Raw genomic sequence first — 16266 nt, 5'->3', positions numbered from 1 at the left:
GAAGCTGTACTCAGAAACCCAATGCAGCGCGTAAGCGGGCCAAGGGGCCTGGCGCCGGCTGCAATCGCAAGGGTGCTCGCAGGCATTCCACGATCTGCGCACCTATGCTGTGAAACCCGTAACGCCCTTGAACCAGCGCCTGCCCTTGGGCGGCGATTTCCCGTGCCAGCTCAGGCTGCTCTCGCAGCACGCGCAACTTATGCCGTAGGTGCGCCAGGTCTTGGTAAAGCACCACGTTTTGCATGTCATCAAATCCCAGTGCCCGGTTTTCCTCTTCACCCTGATCGTAGGCAAACAGCACACAGCCAGCGGCCATGGCTTCGAAATTCTTGATCATGTATTCACCCATGCCCACATCAGCGCTTACAAAGAAGCGGATACGGTTGAGCATGGTGTTGTAATCGGCGCCCGACTCCGTCCGGGTTACAAGCAAATCCTCTACATCGGCTAAAGCTTCCAGGAACGCCTTGCGCTGAGCGTAGGCAACGCTTTTCAAGCTGCCTACAAAGCCCAGCTCTATGTCGCGTACAAGCCCTAACTCACCAACAAGGGTCTGGTCATAACCCTTGGGTACGAAATGTGCGTCAAAGCCTTCTTCGCGCAGCCGACGAGCTACCTGAGCCCCTGAGCTGATAACCCGTGCCCAAGGCAGTTGACGGTAATGCTCACTGAATTTTCCGGTGTATTTGCAGGCTATGTAATTCTGGTAGGCATCGTGTTCAAGGATGACCAGGTTAGGCAGCGTGCGGATAAACGCTACCTGCCGAATCTCCTGTTTGAAACGCAAGAAGAACAGGATGCGGTCATACCGGCTTACATCGACCTCTTGCTTGAAATACCGACGCAGATGTCGCTGCTCATCACTGTCCAGCCAACGCAGGTCGCACTCGCAATGTTCGGCAATACCTTTGTACAGCTCATCCAGGATGGCGCGCTGGTCCTTTTGCACTAGAAACAGAACCTTCATAAACGTCTCTCATCGCCTGCCAGGGTGTCACGCATCATCGTTCAAGCCGCCATAGAAGCTCATGGCGCCGCACGGCCTTACGGAAAAACTCATTCTCTCCTTCCACGGCCCAGCGCCGACCGGCCAACGCGTGTTGAAGCACGCGACGTACACGTCGTTTGAGTGCGAGCCGAGGTTGCAGGTCATGCATCATGCCAAGTGCCATCGCTTTGTTCATTCGAGCGTGTTCATCCAGCGGCAGGCTGACGGGCCAGAAGGTTGTACCAGGCTCGAACACCGGCGGCAGGGCAATACCTTCATGAGCGTTGCCCATGGGCCAGCGATCGTTGTCATGCAGGTGGTTCGCATAGCCCAGCAGGTGTGTGGGCTGCCAGTGGGTACTGCGCAATGCTTCCCGCACGGCGTGGTGCGCCTGCACATGATCAGGGTGCGGATCGAGCGTGGTATCTGGCAAAACGATCACGCCTGGGCGGGCCTGCTCAATCAGCGCGCGCAAGTCTGCCACCAGGTTGTGCCATGTGGGCTTTCCATCATCACCCGGTAACGCCAGGGTATTGAACTGCCGGAACAGGCGCGTATCGCACAAGCCGGCCTCTCGAGAAGAAACGAGCTGTTGCGGCGCGGCTCGCATGGCCTCGAGCTGCAAGCAGAAGTATCCCAGTTGCACACAGCGGGCTTCAGGCACACCTGCCCAGCGCGGTACGGCAATGCTGTCCCAGGCACGAAGGCGCCCTTTGAGCTGGGCTGCCTGTTCCTTGGCAAGGCCCATGGCTTTGTAGTGCTCAGACTCTACCTCACCTGCGGTAAGGGTGACGATCCAACTTTCCACAGCCTGGCTGTACAGCCCAAAGGCTGCCAGCTCCGCATCATCGGCATGCGGCGCAATCACCATTACACGCTGTTCACGGTAATTGGGCTGGACAAACACCCATACCTTCGGCTCGCCGACGATGCGACAGTACCGGCCCTTCAAGCGTACACCTTCCTGGAGAGCGCTGGCGTGTGCAGAAAGGTTCAGGTAACGCAGGCCTGCACAGTTTCGCTCGAACGTCTGAACATCGGCGTGCTCAATGAGGACCGCCGGGTCCAGAAAACGACTTGGCACCGTGCCGCGAAGCTGTACCTCGACAATGATAGTCAGGTCGCTCCCTGTGGGCAGGGGGTTTGTCACACACAGCCGGCCATCAACCCAGCTTGCCTTGGCCTGTAGCGCACCCTCGCCAAACGCGTACTGGTAATCTTGCCGGGGCGAGTAAAACAGGTGGTCAGCGAACCAGGCTTCATGAGCGGCCCACGACAATAGCGCTACTATCGGGGTCACCCACCAAGCGACGAATATGCCAATAAACAGGAAGGCACTGATGCCTACGAACAATGCCAACCGTTTGTTGCGGCGGTGACGCTTGAGCAGCGCCTGCTTGCGGCTCATACCTTGAATACCGGTATGGCATTGCACCAGCGGGCCTTGTACTCACGGTCGGCACGCCCGAACGAAAACCGCAGGTCTTTACCCAGTGCGCGTGCATCCTCCCAGGCGGCTTGAGTATTCAAGTAACTGAGCACACTGCCTGGGCTAAACGCTCGCGTCTGCGGGTCCACGCCGCCGTTGACGTACTCCACGCTGACCCATTCCGGCGCTTCTACACGGTAGACAAGCTGTATGGCTATGGCGGCGTCATTGAGAAACAGTACAGAGCCCATCATGAACGTTTGTAACAGCGTCAGTACATCCGCCATACGATCGGCACCCGTAGCCGGGAAGCCCCAGCGCCGCTGGAACAACTCACAGTAGAGCGTGGCAAATTCCGCCGGTGAAAACTCGCTGACGGCCCGCACTTGTCCCCCTGCGTCTTCCAGCAACCGGAGTTCGCGGCGCTGGTTGTAGCGAAACTTCTTGGACAAGGCCTCAGGTTCACGTGCCAGCGCCAAGGTTTCGGCCTGCACCGAAAGGCCACTGAACCGCCCGGTATTCGGCTCACCAAGGTAACGCCCGCAATGGCGCAATGGCGCCAGGGTGCCGGGCTTTGCGGGCAGAATGATTTCCGCATTGCCCAGGTCGAACATCCCCTTTTTGCCCCGTTGCTTGAGCACGTCCTTGGACAAGGCCAGGTGCCTGCCCCAGACAGGCAATGCGGCACAAAGCTCGCCGCCTTGCTGCCAGCCCAGGTAGCGAACCGGGATATCGGCCAGGCCCGCCAAGCGCTCCACCACGTCAGGGTGAGTCGCTACACTGCCTCCAAACCGGGCCCAAGCGCTGGCATAGTCAGCAGCGCCTATCACGTCCCAGCCTCGCTCGCGCCAGTATTGAAACCTGTTTAATATCATTGGCGCTTACTCAACAGCTCCACCGTAGGCAACTGCCAGAAGGTGCTTCTTACCGAATCGTCACTGAAACGGTCCTGTACGCGATCCTGAAGTGCCTTGGCTAGGGCGTCACGACGGCTCTGGTCGTAACCGGCCACTTCGGCCAGCAGGCCGGCCAACGCTTGCGTATCCCTAAGCGGAAACAATAAACCGACGCCTTCCACCACTTCCTGTGCGCCGCCACACGCGGTGGCAATGACAGGAACGCCTGCAGCCATCGCTTCGAGCAACACCATCCCAAAGGGCTCATGATCCGAGCTAAGGGCGAATACGTCGAAGGCCCGGAAATAACGTGCAGCATGGGTAACCTGGCCGGTAAACGTTACGCGCTCGACAATACCTAGCTCCAGAGCGAGCTGTTTTAGCGCAGCTTCCAGCCTGCCCTCACCCATGATCACCAACCGTGCTGCCGAAGGCAGGCACGGTAACGCCTGGGCAAACCCTCTCAACAACGTGGCCTGGTCCTTATCCGGGTGCAGCCGGCCAGCGGTGCCCACAATCCAGTCGGCCTCCGGCAGGCTTAACGCCTTGCGTGCATCTGCTGCACTGTACAGCCTGTGCTGGCGGGCCTTGATGTCTACCCGGTTGTACAAAGTCTGGATGCGCTCGGCAGACCAGCCAGCCAGGCAGCGGCGCATATCATCCCGTACGGCATTCGATACCCCCAGCAGGCTGAGCCGGCGCTTGAACAGGTGAGCGAACAGGCGCCGCCCCGGCCGCTGGTAATCGCCGAAGGCGTGATGCACGCCTATAACAGGCAAACGGGTGGCCAGCAGCGTGATGTAGATCGGCTTGAAACGGTGGGCAATGCAGAGTGCGAAGTTCCGGCTGGCCACGATGGCGCGAAGCTGAGCAATGGCCTTCAGTTTCAAGCCACGCACGTCACGCGAAGACAGCTCCATGAACAGCACCTCGGCTGAATCACAGGCCGCAGCCACCTCAGGGTTGGCACGGCCTGTAAGGAACACCGTTGTCACCGAGTAACCACTGCCGGCGAACAGGCTGGCGTACTGCCGGGCGCAGTCCAGAAAAGGACCGTCATACCCGTGGCAGAACTGCAGTATCCGCCGCTCAGGCGCTTGTGTCATGGGCGTTCACGCCTTCCTTCACCACCAGAATATCCTCCATGATCAGGTATTGCAGGTCCGACCCAAAGAACATGTTCAGTGCGTCAGTAGGCGAACAGATCATGGGCTCACCACGGCGGTTGAGCGACGTATTGAGGGATACCCCGTTGCCTGTAAGGTCTTCGAGGGCCTTCATCATGTCGTAGTAGCGCGGGTTGTATTCGCGCTTGAGCACTTGGGCACGGGAGGTCCCGTCCTCGTGAACCACTTCCGGCACGCGGGTTTTCCACTCTTCAGCCACTTCGAACGTGAAGGTCATGAAGGGGGCCGGGTGGTCGACCTTGATCATCTGCGGTGCCACGGTATCGAGCATGGACGGGCAGAAGGGGCGCCACCGCTCGCGGAACTTGATCTGGTGATTGATGCGGTCGGCCACACCCGGCACGCTCGGGCAGCCGATGATCGACCGGCCGCCCAGTGCACGGGGGCCGAACTCCATACGCCCTTGGAACCAGGCGACGGGGTTGCCCTCCACCATGATTTTCGCGATTGCCTGGGGCATGTTTTCGATCTGCTTCCACACCGGCTTGCTTGGGTGGCGTGCGCAGGCGGCAATCACGTCCTCATTGGAGTACGAAGGGCCCAGGTATACGTGTTCCATTTTCTCGACAGGCACACCGCGAGCATGGGACACATAGGCCGCCGCCCCGACGGCCGTACCGGCATCACCTGAAGCGGGCTGCACGAACAGCTCCTTTACGTCCGGGCGGGCAATGATCTTCTGGTTCAGCTTCACGTTCAGCGCGCAACCGCCGGCGAAGGCAAGCTTGCCGGTTTCCTTTAGCACGTCGCCCAGGTAGTAGTCGATCATCTGCAAGGCAAGCTTTTCAAACAGCGCCTGCATGCTGGCGGCATAGTGAATATAGGGCTCGTCAGCGATGTCGCCCTCGCGCTTTGGGCCCAGCCATTCGATCAGCTTGGGCGAGAAGTAGAAACCCTTGCCCTTTTCCTTGTAGCGGCGCAGGCCGATCACGTTGGCGTAGTCGGTGTTGATCACCAGTTCGCCGTTCTCGAAGGAGGCCAGGCGCGAGAAGTCGTATTGGCTGGCATCGCCATAGGGCGCCATGCCCATGACCTTGAACTCACCATCGAGCATCTCGAAGCCCAGGAATTCGGTGATCGCGCCATACAGGCCGCCTAGCGAATCAGGGTCAAAGAATTCCTTGAGCTTATGGATCTTGCCGTTTTCACCATAGCCGAAGAAGGTGGTGGCGTACTCGCCCTTGCCATCGATACCCAGAATGGCGGTTTTCTCCGTGAAACCGGAGCAGTGATAGGCACTGGAGGCATGGGCCAAGTGGTGTTCGACTGGCTCGATCTTCACTTTTTTAGGGTCAAAACCTAGTTGTTCCAGGCACCACACGATCTTGTTGCGGTAGCGCTTGTAGCGCCGGTTGCCCATCAGCAACGCGTCAAGGGCGCGATCCGGGGCATACCAGTAGCGCTTGGCATAGTGCCAGCGAGCCTTGCCGAACAGGCTTATAGGGGCAAAGGGAATGGCCACCACGTCAACGTCTGCTGGCTTGATGCCGGCCTGCTCCAGGCAGAACTTGGCCGACTCGTAGGGCATGCGGTTCTTGGCATGCTTGTCCCGTACAAAGCGCTCTTCTTCAGCGGCGGCAATGAGTTTGCCGTCGATGTACAACGCAGCGGAGGGGTCGTGGCTGAGGGCGCCGGACAGCCCGAGAATCGTCAATGCCAAGGGTCAGAGCCTCTGTGTACTCAATAGGCGCCCAGGCGTGGGCCGCTATTGCTGGTGATCGAAAACGCGCGAGTATAACCCAACCGTTCAAGACCCAATACCTATGCACGCCCTATGGCCCGATTGACTTGCGCAGGCTTGGCCTCTTTCGATGGAGGCTACCGATGACTATACCCGACCCACTTGCCCAGCTAGATGCCCTTGACGAGTCACTCAGGAAAGGCTTAAAGCCGCTGCCCTCGCTGCTGTCGACCTTGGCATGGCGCTTTGAAAATGCCATGCCAGATCCATTGGGCACCGTACCACTGGACCAGCTGTACCTGAACGAGGCGCCGCTTACTCACCACCTGTGTCAACTGGCCCTAGGCAACCCTCTCCCTGAGGGCACGGTACAGCGTCTCACCTCTGAGGGCTTTTTGCCGGTCAGCCTGCAGCAGAACCAGTGGGTATTGCGTTTCCTGGCGCGTACTGGCCACGGCCTGCTGCAGCTTTATCTGGACGCAATAAAGCGCTTCTGGGGGTTTACCTATGTTGAAGGCCAATTGGCCCGAACATGGTTGCGTAAGCTGTACCACGCACAATGGCGTGCTCAGATTCAACTGCGCCTGACTGATCGAACCCTGCCTGAGCAGGCTGCACGCCTATTGCTCGGCGTGGCGGGCACTGGCCCCCACCCTTGGGTGGGGACTGTCGTTGTGCACCAAGGGCACAATCGCTGGGTGATTCCTGGCGCGTTCGTAATCTGCCGCCATTCGCCCACGACACATCCCTCGGAGCCCGTAGTGTTCAGCACCTTACCCCAGGGTTTCGAGACATTTGCATCTGTGAGCGCCCTACGTCAGGAGCTAGCTGAACGCTTGGAGAACGACGAGCAAGGCCCGGCCCTGCTGGCGCCACTTCCTCCTGACTCCCAAGACTCAGCTCTCTACGGCGACGCTTTGACCTTTGAGCCAGTGAGCAGCGATGTGTTTGGCTGGTGTGTAAGCCAATTGGAGCGTCGCCAGCAAGATGCCCTCCGCCACGCCTGGCCGAAGGCACTCGCACTGTTCGAGCTGCGTGATCTGGATGGCGCCAGCGCCCTGCTGCAAGCAGCTGCCGATATTGCCCCCTTGATCGCCAGCCAAGGCCTGCGCCTCACGCGTTACGTTCATTTGCTGGAGCGTGACATGCCGACTTGGATGCATGGCCTGTCCCATAACCAACGCCTTGAACTGATTCTTGGCATGCGTGAACTGGCACTGGCTACCGCCAATGCGATTGCCCCAGGCCTGCCCACCGCCCAGGAGTTCGCCGATACTACCTGGCTACGCCTGTATGCCAGTAGATTGCTAGCCGGCGAGCTCAGAGCCCTAGGCATTCTGGTAGCGCCAGAGCGCGTATTTATTACTGTCACGTCTAGCGACGGCACGGGCCCTTTGGTAAACCCGCTGCAGCCTTCATCTTCTGTGGCTGGGAGATCTCTGGAGCGTACTGGCCCATCCATTACCCACACCGCCCATGTCTACAGCCTAGTGCAATTGGCCCTGAAAAACATCTCGCCACTGGATTTCGATTACCTGCTTACGGCACAGGTGCGTGATAACCAAGGCCGGCCCATACCAGGCTTGACGGGCCCAACCGTACGCCGATTGATACGACACGCAAACGTCGGTGGCAGCTATGGTCGCCACCTACTAACCAGGTTGCGCCATGGCCCCGAAGCCCAATGGCGACGCGAACGCCATGAGCGGCTGTTGCGAGCGAAAATGTCCGTTGAAGGGCTCAAAGCCAGGTTTCGTGGGCAGTTAGGCCCTGATGCGCTCGGCTGGCAATGGATCAAGGCGGTGCTGGATCAACCGCTGTCCGATGCCAGGGGCCAGGTGGGCACTATTAACTTGGGCGTTTGGCAGGTCTTTATTCGAAACACTCCGCTGGAAGGGGTCTACCTGCTGGGTCCTGTTGCAGAGCCTGGCGTTCAGCCTGTGCTGCTGTATGCCGGTGACAGCCCCTTCCGAAAAAGCTGGCAATGGTTCGACAACCGTCAACGCTTTGCAGCGCAATGGCTGAACGCACCTGCCACGCGGGAGTACATCCTCCAACATGTTGCACTGGCCGAGCGCGCGGCCATTGGGCGCTTGCTGGGTACCCCCGCGCTGGCAACCCATGTGGAGGCACGCTGGGTAAGTGCCAATTTCTTTTACAATGCTTATCAGTCCGAGACACGGCTGGTCATGGCCAATGCCGACGCCCAGAGTGCCTCGAACCGTGAGATCAACCTGCAGACCGCTACCCAACTGGCGATGACGTTGACGGAAGTGGCTTGCATGTTCCTTCCAGGGCGCGTGGCAGGTGTGTTTTCCCTCACCCGCGCGCTCTGGAGCTTTGTCCAGGCCTGGGAAGCGATAGGCGAGGCGCCGGCCGAAACCGTATTGCTGCATGTGAGCGAAGGCTGTGCCAATCTGTTCGAGGCGTCTGTGGCACTCTCCACCAGCCCAATATTCGGCAAGCTGGTACGCGAGCTACCCATGAGCAACCCTGTTCCGTTACATACCCAGTATGCGGTGAAGCCACAGCGCACCTTCCTGAGGTATCGGCTGGCCACTGACTATTCCGAGGGCGTTTACGAAGCACAGCAGGTCGAAGGAGGCGCCTCTGAGTTCTTTATCGAGGACCGCCAAAGGCAGCAATATCAAGTGACGCATGACGGCCAGCACTGGCGTGTCATTGACCCACGCATGCCGCAGGCCAGGCACCGACCAATTGTGCGCAAGAACGCAGCAGGCGACTGGGAAATGGTGGACGCGATACGCTGGAAAGGTGTTGAGCCTGACAAAGCCGCACTGCTGCAACTGGCGCAGTTGCCCGCGCCTCCCGCCAGCCTGCAAGCCAATCAGGTCACCGTAATCGAGAACCGCCACTACCTACGTATCGGAAACCACGTGCTAGCCGTACGCCCCAGCCTATTGCCGGGCCGCTACATTGTGAGCCTGGCACATGCACAGCCGTTGGAGTCCCCACTGACGCTTATGGTACGCCAGGCACAAGGCGGCACCTGGCAGGCCAAAGTGCGGCAAAGCAGCCTGAGCAGCGATTGGTTTGACCTGTAGCCTACCTGGGCACCGCGGCATTACAGCAAGGGCAACCGCTTGTCGAGCAGCCGGTACAGGCAGCTGCCCTTGGGCCAGTTTCGCAGGAACCTGGCCCGGTCGCGGGCAAAGGCTGGGGCGAAACTGGCAATGCTTGAATGCTGCTGCATGGCATCAAGGTCAATCAGGGCCCACTGGCCCTGTGCCCAGAACAGGTTATTGCCCTTCAGGTCGCCATGGCTGATACGTTCACGGATCAGGCTGGCGAACAATTGATCAAGCGCCTGCAGCTGCCTCTCCGGCACGCTCCCGTCTTGTACATGGGTGCTGAAACACTGCATCAGGTCCGGGCCTGGGAGGTGTTCAGTTACCAGATAAGCTGTGCCGCGCAGCCCGAGGGTGCGATTTTCCAACACGGCCAGCGGTCGAGGCGTGGCAATGTCGAGAAAGCGAAGCCGCTGCGCTTCGATCCAGGAGTGCCAAGCCCGGCTGGGCCGCCAGAAACGCTTGAACCAATGGGTTACGTTCTTGATGTTATAGCGCTTGATCAGAAGCACGCGGCCATCGGCCGTAACCTTGGCAACTGTGGCGGCACCCCCGGTTTTATACAGGTGCCCTCGGGCGATCAATGCATCGGCCTGCTCTAGCACAGGTACCATAGCCGTCTCTTCGTCACGGGGCATGGCGCGGAGCATCCAAGGCGTTTGGCTTACGCTGAATAGGGTGCAATCCCGGCCGGCCTTGGCCAGCAGATCACGCAAGCGCCATGTACGCACCTTTTCAATCTGCTTTTCCAAGGCTTCCATGGGAAGGGCATGTTCACTGTTGGCCAACAGGTAATGCACTAGCAGCTCCTCGATAAAAGGGGCCAGCGCCTGAGGCAGTTGAGCGAAAAAAACGCCGAGGTTTTCAAGCACTCGCTGGCGTGACAGCGGCGCGCCAGGCTGTTCCGTGCGTACACCACCGCCATCGACCACGTACACACGGCCATCCCGGCGCAGCAAGTTGTCCAGGTGCAAGTCTTCCTGCCACAAGCCCTGAGCATGCAGCGCGGCAATGGATTCAAGCGCTTGCCCAAGCACATCACGTTGTGCATCGGCCAATGGCGCCAACGCTTCCACCTTGTTCCAAGCGGCACCTAGGCTTTCACTGCCCTGAAGGAACTCGAACAGTAACCAGCCACCTTCTCCGTCGCGTAGCCCTTGGGCCACCAGGGCAGGTGTAGGAATACCCTGGCCGGCCAGCCAACGTGCCCCTTCACGCTCACGCTGGAATTGTTTGGCGGCGCGCGGCCCTACCAGCAACTTGGCCAGGACTGGGCGACCACGCCATACGCCTGCACCTACATAGCGCTGCCCTGGCAAGACGCGAAGCAGCGTCAGCAGTTGCAGCTCCGCTGGGCCCGCAGCATCTGCAAGCGACAGTGTCAGTGGCAAAGCCGGGGTGCGCCCCGCCTTAGCCAACAGGTGCAACGACATCAACGTGTCTCCTTATGGCGCCGACGGGCTACCAGTTGCTCCAGCCAGGTGGTAACCCGCTTGTCTGTGGGCGCCGCCTGAAGATAGGCGGCAAGGAAGCCGCGAATATCGCCCTCAGACCATGCCGTGGCGCGGCGCAGCAAAGGCTCAAGGTCACGCACGTGGTCACGTTGCCCCAGCCAGGCGCTGCGGGTTTTCTCCAGGTCAATCAGGCGGGCCTGGAAGCCTTCGCCCTCGGCCCTCAGGAAGATGTGCTTGGGGTAGAAGCAGCCATGCACAAGCCCCGCACCGTGAAGCTGCCGCGCCAGTTCGGCACAGGCCTTTACCAGTGCCGCACGGCGTGCAGGCATCAGCACTGGCCATTGCGCCAGCCAGGCGCCCAGCTCGCTCCAGTCATCCAGGGCCCGGGTCAGCAGCATGGCCTGCCACTCGCCGCCCCTATGGCGCTCGGCAAAGTAGCTGGCCTCAAGCGCGGGCACAGCCCGCTGGGTGTAGAGGCGAATGTTGCGAAACTCCCTGGCCACAGTGGGTTCGCCAAAGGGGTGGCGCACACTGCGGGTGAGGTAGTTGGCTTGGCGTTTGAGATAAAAGCCCTGGGTGCCGACGTCCAGCCGAAACACCTGGCTCCAGCCACCCCGGCCTACGTTGGCTTCGTCCACGGCTGTGAGAGGCAGCGCCCACAAGGCCTCGAAATCCACAAGGCCATGGCGGGCGAGTAAGGGTTGATCCCCCGGTGCGATAAAAGGCTTCACGTTATTCCCGGCCCTCAAAAAAACTCACAATGTGCCGGATACGCTTCTTGTCCGACGCATTGAGCCGCTGGCGCCCGCGGTACTGCAGGTAGAACCGCAATCGCTGGGTGGCAGACAACTGGTACTTGGCGACTTTGTCCAGGCAGGCCAGGTCCTTGGTGATCCGGTAACGCAACATGAAGCCCCACCAGAAGGCGCCATTAGGGCAGTCGATCAGGTAGACCTTGCCTGTCTCATCCACTAGCAGGTTGCGCCACTTGAGATCGTTATGGGTGAAATGGTGGTCATGCAGGTTACGGGTGTGCCGCGCCAACTGCTGGCTCACCTGCTGCACCCAGGCCCTGTCCCGTAGGCGAAGGTCTTGGCGCTTTACCAGTGCGAGCAGGTCTTCGGTGGCGGGAAGCTCGCGGGTAATCATGGCGCCGCGCTCGAACGATACGTTGTCGCGTTCCAGCCCGAACCCCACCACATGTGCCGTGGGAATACCCCACTTGGCGAACCGCTTGAGGTTTTGCCACTCAGCTTTTACCCGCGGTTTGCCTAGATAACGGCGTAAGCCTTTACCTGCACTGTTGTAACGCTTGACGTAGTAGGCCACACCTTCATGCATTACTTTGACCAGCTCGGAGAGCGGGTCGCGTGTAAGGCGTTCACCTTGGAGGGCGAACACCGCGTCCAGGCTGCCAAATACATTGGAAAGCCCCTGGTCGCTAGGGTCCAGCTGCCAGCCTGCCATCAGAGCGCATCTCCATAACGCAGCTTTCGGTCATACAGCTTGCCTGCCTTGTGCTCCAGCCAACGCAACAACTGCGCCTCGTTGCGCATCACGTCGCGCAGGGGTTGCTGGAAATAGGTACGCAGAAAGCGCAGCTTGTCGCGGCGCGTGAGGCCGATGTCCAGAGCAGAGAAGTACAAGGCCGCCAGGTCTTTGTTGCGCCAGCGCCGGGAAATGCGAGGGCGGGTTTGTGCCCGGTGCAAATCGATCACCGACAGGCGGAAATCGACCGGGTTGAACGGGCAATCCGTATGCAGCAGAAAATGGCAGATATAGCAGTCGCGGTGGTTAACGCCGGCGCGGTGCATGCCCCCTGTCATTTGGGCAACACGCTCGATCAGCGCCCATTTAGTGCGCGGTGCCGGCGGCTGAGTACGCCAGTTCAGGCTGTAGTCTTCCAGGCTGACCGTAGGTGCCAGTTCTTCGGTCACGATAAACGAATGCTGAGCTGCCGGGTTGGCACCGCGTTCGCCATAGGCCACGGCTGTCATGGTGGGCACGCCTGCCTCATGGAGGCGGCGGATGGCGGCCCACTCCTGGCCCGCCCCCAGCACAGGAAGCTTGGCGCTGAACAGGTTCTTGAACACCTCACCCCAGCCAATACCGCGGTGGATTTTCACGAAGTAGCCGCGCCCTTCCACTTCCGTACGCAAGGTACGCCGCCCTTCCAGCTCGCGGTACACCTCGCCCTGAAGGGCCTCGACCCCCGCGAACGGATCAGTCGCAGACCACAGGTGCTTGAAGGGCTCGGCCAGCATCAGCTTCATGCCACACGCTCCTGCAGGATCACGTCCGCCGCATGCTCGGGCATGCTGTATAAATCCGCCGTTGCTGCGAAGGCCAAGCCATTGCGTGCCCACTCGGCGCGTGCCTCATCCTGCTCCAGCAGCCGTTTGAGCTGACTATTGAGCTCTGCCTGGTCAAACGGCTCGCCCAGCACGATGCCCGCCTGGGCTTCGTTAATGTAGTGGGCATAGCCGCACACGGCTGAAACCAGCACCGGCAGCCCGGCGACCAGCGCCTCCAACAGCACAGTGCCGGTGTTTTCGTTGTAGGCCGGGTGGATCAAGGCATCGGCACCCAGCAGGAAGCGCGGAATATCGCTACGGCCTTTCATGAACGTTACCTGCTCGTTCAAGCCCAACGCGGTACTTTGCAGCTGGAACACCTTGGGGTCGTCCTGGCCAATCACGAACAGGCGCGTACGTTGACGCAAGGCCTGGGGCAACGCGGCTAGCGCCTTGAGAGAGCGGTCTACGCCCTTGGTCTTGAAGCCCGAGCCGATCTGTACCAGCAGGCGGTCCTGCGCACCCAGGCCGAATTCCTCCCGGAACGCAGCACGCACCTCGGCGGCATTGGCCGGCGCGCGGCGGTCCTGTGAAATACCTGGCGGCAGCAAATGGAAGCGGGACGCTGGCGTGCCGTAGTGCTCGACGAACAGGGGTTGCTGAACTTCGGAAATCATCAGGATTTCAGTGCGAGCCTGGGGTGCGAACACAGCGCGCTCATACTCGGCGAAGTGACGGTAACGGCCCCAGCGCCGGTACAGGGGGTTACGCAGGGTTTGCGCCTTGTCTTCGTAGCAACCGTCTGCAGCGTAGTACACGTCCAGGCCTGGCATCTTGTTGAAGCCGACCAGCCGGTCCACCGGGCGCTTGGCCAGGTCTGCCTCCATCCAGGCGCTGAGCTTTTCATTTCGCCTGTGGTTAAACAGGGCTTTGACCGGGGCGACCAGCACTTCAAAACCTTCCGGCACATCGCCCTCCCAGATGAGCGTATACACGCGAATCTGGTGCCCACGGCGCTGACATTCAAGGGCAATGCGCATGAAGTCACGCTGCAGGCCGCCGAATGGGAAATATTTGTACAGCACGAAAGCCAGTTGCATTAACGCAGGTCCTCGGCCAGTAGCAGCGCACTCAGGCGCCCTGCTACTCGCTCAGGGTTGACGCGAGTGAAGCACAAGGGCCACTCACGTTTTATGTCATGCCGCTGCAGGTCTTCCGGCGTCGGCTTGTAGGTACAGTGTTTCTGCAGGCATGGGGCGCAGGGCCAGTTGCTGGCCAAATGCTCCTGGGTGCGCCCATAAGCCCCGGTAAGCCCCGGGTTGGTTGGGCCATACAGCGACAGGGTGGGCACATCCAGTGCCGCTGCCAAGTGGCCAAGGCCCGTGTCCACGGCCACGCAGGCGCGCGCTTTCACTAGCGTGTCTGCCACGCCTGCCAGGTTGAGCTTAGGCAGGACTGCGACATTGTTCAGGCCAGCGGCAATGCGATGGGCACGCCGGAACTCTGCGTCATTGCCCCAAGGCAACCGCACGCCGATGTTGGCCAGGCCCAGGCGCTCGGCCAGTTCACGCCAATAGGCCTCGGGCCAGTGTTTGGTATCCCAGGTAGTACCGTGCAGGAACACCACGAAGGGTATGGCATGGGGTACCTGATGTTGCCGTGAGCGGCTCAGGCCATACTGGCCAAAAGTGTTTGGCAAGTCGTAACCCAAGGCCAGAGCGAACAGCTGGCGTATCCGTTCCACCGCGTGCTGACCGCGAACCACGCCCAGCTTGCGGTCGTAGAACCGGCTTGCAATGGGTTCACGTGCCGAACGCTTGTCCAGGCCGGCCACCGGGGCCTTTACGTAGCGGGTAAGCCAGGCGCTTTTAACCAAGCCTTGGGCGTCAATCACCAGGTCATAGGTATGTTCACGCACCTGTTCCTTGAAATTGCGCCACTCGCCGCCTTTCACCGTTTGCCATAGGTTCTTGCGCCAGCGGCGGATGGCAACGGGAATGACTTTATCGACTGCCGGGTGCCAGGTGGGAATTTCACGAAAGCCTTCTTCCACAACCCAGTCAAAGCGAATGCCGGGAACGGCCCTGACAGCGTCCGTGAGCGCCGGCAACGTATGAATGACATCACCCAGTGAAGACGTCTTGATTAGCAATACCCGCACTTAATCGGCCCCTGCCATCAGCTGAACGGTATCTGGCGCTTCCATGCCCTTGAGCGCATCGACCACCCGCTGCGGCTCCAGCAGGCGCAAGCAATTGTAATGGCCGAAACGGCACGTACGATCAAAACACGGGGAGCATTCGATACCCAGCCGTACTACGGCTACCTGGTCAGCCAATGGCGGTGTGAAGCCAGGCGACGTGGACCCGTATACGGCGACCAATGGGCGATTAAGCGCGGCGGCCACGTGCATCAGGCCTGAATCATTGGATACCACCGCGTCTGCACAGGACATCAGGTCGATGGCTTCGGCCAAAGACGTATCACCACACAGGTTGACAGACTCCTCCCTAAAGCCAGGAATCAACCGCTCGCGAATTGCCTCGGCCACAGGCTGGTCCTTCTTCGAACCAAATAGCCACACTTGCCAGCCCTGGCGAATACGCGCCTCGGCCACGTCTGCGTAATGCTCGGCTGGCCACCTTTTGGACTCGCCAAACTCGGCACCGGGGCACAATGCAAGCACCGGCCGGTCCAGCACCAGGCCAAAGCGCGCCAGGGCAGCCTCACGGCTGGCGGGGTCGATTCGCAAGCGTGGCTGAGGGTACGGCGTGGGCAGTGTTTCCCCTGGCGGGAATGCCAGCGCCATGAAGCGCTCGATCATCAAGGGGTAGCGCGCCTTGTCCAGCAGGCGCAGGTCATTGAGCAGGCCATAGCGGAACTCACCTTTCCAGCCCGTGCGCCGGGCAATCCCTGCAAACAGGGGTACCAACGCCGACTTGAGCGAATTGGGCAATACAATAGCCTGGTCATACTGGCTTTTAAGCGCGCGGCCGATCCTGCGCCGGGTGGCCAACTCCAGTGCGCCATGCCCCAGCGGGAAGCTCAGCGCCTGGCGAACTTCAGGCATGCGCTCCAGGATGGGCCGGCTCCACTCCGGAGCGAGCACGTCGATCTGGCAATCGGGGTGACGGACCTTCAGGCACTGGAACAACGTCTGGGCCATCACCATGTCGCCGACCCAACTGGGCCCGATGATCAAAATTCTCATGGGTTTTCCGCAACGGTCAGGGAGGCCAACGCCTCCC

The 16266-nt window shown here is 60.3% G+C and carries 13 protein-coding genes; 1 reads left to right on the top strand and 12 read right to left on the bottom strand.

The window, feature by feature from the left end; all coding sequences use genetic code 11:
- Positions 1-10 precede the first annotated feature (10 nt).
- Genes ACSAMW_RS16450 through ACSAMW_RS16430 form a run of 5 tightly spaced genes read right to left on the bottom strand, consistent with a single transcriptional unit; the run spans position 11 to position 6160 of the window.
- Positions 11-967: a glycosyltransferase family protein gene (locus tag ACSAMW_RS16450; protein ID WP_500591197.1), complete on the bottom strand. Its 957-nt coding sequence runs from the start codon at positions 965-967 to the stop codon at positions 11-13.
- 34 nt (positions 968-1001) lie between these two features.
- Positions 1002-2396 carry a PIG-L deacetylase family protein gene (locus ACSAMW_RS16445; protein WP_500591196.1) on the bottom strand — a complete coding sequence of 465 codons (1395 nt, stop codon included), beginning with the start codon at positions 2394-2396 and terminating at the stop codon, positions 1002-1004.
- Complete coding sequence (locus tag ACSAMW_RS16440; protein WP_500594062.1) at positions 2393-3289, bottom strand: GNAT family N-acetyltransferase; 897 nt, start codon at positions 3287-3289, stop codon at positions 2393-2395. Before ACSAMW_RS16440 ends, ACSAMW_RS16445 begins: the two co-directional genes overlap by 4 nt.
- Complete coding sequence (locus tag ACSAMW_RS16435; protein WP_500591195.1) at positions 3289-4419, bottom strand: glycosyltransferase; 1131 nt, start codon at positions 4417-4419, stop codon at positions 3289-3291. The genes ACSAMW_RS16440 and ACSAMW_RS16435 overlap by 1 nt, the downstream gene beginning before the upstream one ends.
- Entirely contained in the window at positions 4403-6160 is a 1758-nt protein-coding gene (locus ACSAMW_RS16430; protein ID WP_500591194.1) for a carbamoyltransferase family protein, read from the bottom strand. Before ACSAMW_RS16430 ends, ACSAMW_RS16435 begins: the two co-directional genes overlap by 17 nt.
- Before the next feature lie 164 nt (positions 6161-6324).
- Between ACSAMW_RS16430 and ACSAMW_RS16425 the strand changes: the two genes are divergently transcribed.
- A complete protein-coding gene (locus tag ACSAMW_RS16425; RefSeq protein ID WP_500591193.1) occupies positions 6325-9246 on the top strand; it encodes a dermonecrotic toxin domain-containing protein in 2922 nt (973 codons plus the stop codon).
- Positions 9247-9266: 20 nt separating this feature from the next.
- Here ACSAMW_RS16425 and ACSAMW_RS16420 read toward each other — a convergent pair whose 3' ends face one another.
- From ACSAMW_RS16420 to waaF, 7 genes are read right to left on the bottom strand one after another with little or no spacing between them, the layout of a single operon-like run.
- The gene (locus ACSAMW_RS16420) at positions 9267-10703 is read right to left on the bottom strand and encodes a lipopolysaccharide kinase InaA family protein (protein WP_500591192.1); all 1437 of its coding nucleotides are present in this window, start codon (positions 10701-10703) and stop codon (positions 9267-9269) included.
- On the bottom strand, positions 10703-11455 hold the full coding sequence (locus tag ACSAMW_RS16415; RefSeq protein WP_500591191.1) for a lipopolysaccharide kinase InaA family protein: 753 nt from the start codon (positions 11453-11455) through the stop codon (positions 10703-10705). The genes ACSAMW_RS16420 and ACSAMW_RS16415 overlap by 1 nt, the downstream gene beginning before the upstream one ends.
- Before the next feature lies 1 nt (position 11456).
- Positions 11457-12191, bottom strand: coding sequence for a lipopolysaccharide kinase InaA family protein (locus tag ACSAMW_RS16410; RefSeq protein WP_500591190.1), 735 nt, complete (start codon positions 12189-12191; stop codon positions 11457-11459).
- On the bottom strand, positions 12191-12997 hold the full coding sequence (gene rfaP, locus ACSAMW_RS16405; protein ID WP_500591189.1) for a lipopolysaccharide core heptose(I) kinase RfaP: 807 nt from the start codon (positions 12995-12997) through the stop codon (positions 12191-12193). Before rfaP ends, ACSAMW_RS16410 begins: the two co-directional genes overlap by 1 nt.
- Complete coding sequence (locus tag ACSAMW_RS16400) at positions 12994-14118, bottom strand: glycosyltransferase family 4 protein (RefSeq protein WP_500591188.1); 1125 nt, start codon at positions 14116-14118, stop codon at positions 12994-12996. The genes rfaP and ACSAMW_RS16400 overlap by 4 nt, the downstream gene beginning before the upstream one ends.
- The gene (waaC, locus tag ACSAMW_RS16395) at positions 14118-15179 is read right to left on the bottom strand and encodes a lipopolysaccharide heptosyltransferase I (protein ID WP_500591187.1); all 1062 of its coding nucleotides are present in this window, start codon (positions 15177-15179) and stop codon (positions 14118-14120) included. The genes ACSAMW_RS16400 and waaC overlap by 1 nt, the downstream gene beginning before the upstream one ends.
- On the bottom strand, positions 15180-16229 hold the full coding sequence (gene waaF, locus ACSAMW_RS16390) for a lipopolysaccharide heptosyltransferase II (RefSeq protein WP_500591186.1): 1050 nt from the start codon (positions 16227-16229) through the stop codon (positions 15180-15182).
- Positions 16230-16266: the final 37 nt, after the last annotated feature.

The sequence above is a fragment of the Pseudomonas sp. AB39(2026) genome, from assembly GCF_059831485.1.
The sequence above is the reverse complement of the archived record's forward strand: the minus strand, read 5'-3'. Positions and strand labels throughout refer to the sequence as shown.

Coding starts and splice junctions, on each gene's coding strand:
- ACSAMW_RS16410 (WP_500591190.1), bottom strand. CDS start 12,191: ATGGCAGGCTGGCAGCTGGACCCTAGCGACCAGGGGCTTTCCAATGTA.
- ACSAMW_RS16420 (WP_500591192.1), bottom strand. CDS start 10,703: ATGTCGTTGCACCTGTTGGCTAAGGCGGGGCGCACCCCGGCTTTGCCA.
- ACSAMW_RS16445 (WP_500591196.1), bottom strand. CDS start 2,396: ATGAGCCGCAAGCAGGCGCTGCTCAAGCGTCACCGCCGCAACAAACGG.
- ACSAMW_RS16400 (WP_500591188.1), bottom strand. CDS start 14,118: ATGCAACTGGCTTTCGTGCTGTACAAATATTTCCCATTCGGCGGCCTG.
- ACSAMW_RS16450 (WP_500591197.1), bottom strand. CDS start 967: ATGAAGGTTCTGTTTCTAGTGCAAAAGGACCAGCGCGCCATCCTGGAT.
- ACSAMW_RS16435 (WP_500591195.1), bottom strand. CDS start 4,419: ATGACACAAGCGCCTGAGCGGCGGATACTGCAGTTCTGCCACGGGTAT.
- ACSAMW_RS16425 (WP_500591193.1), top strand. CDS start 6,325: ATGACTATACCCGACCCACTTGCCCAGCTAGATGCCCTTGACGAGTCA.
- waaF (WP_500591186.1), bottom strand. CDS start 16,229: ATGAGAATTTTGATCATCGGGCCCAGTTGGGTCGGCGACATGGTGATG.
- rfaP (WP_500591189.1), bottom strand. CDS start 12,997: ATGAAGCTGATGCTGGCCGAGCCCTTCAAGCACCTGTGGTCTGCGACT.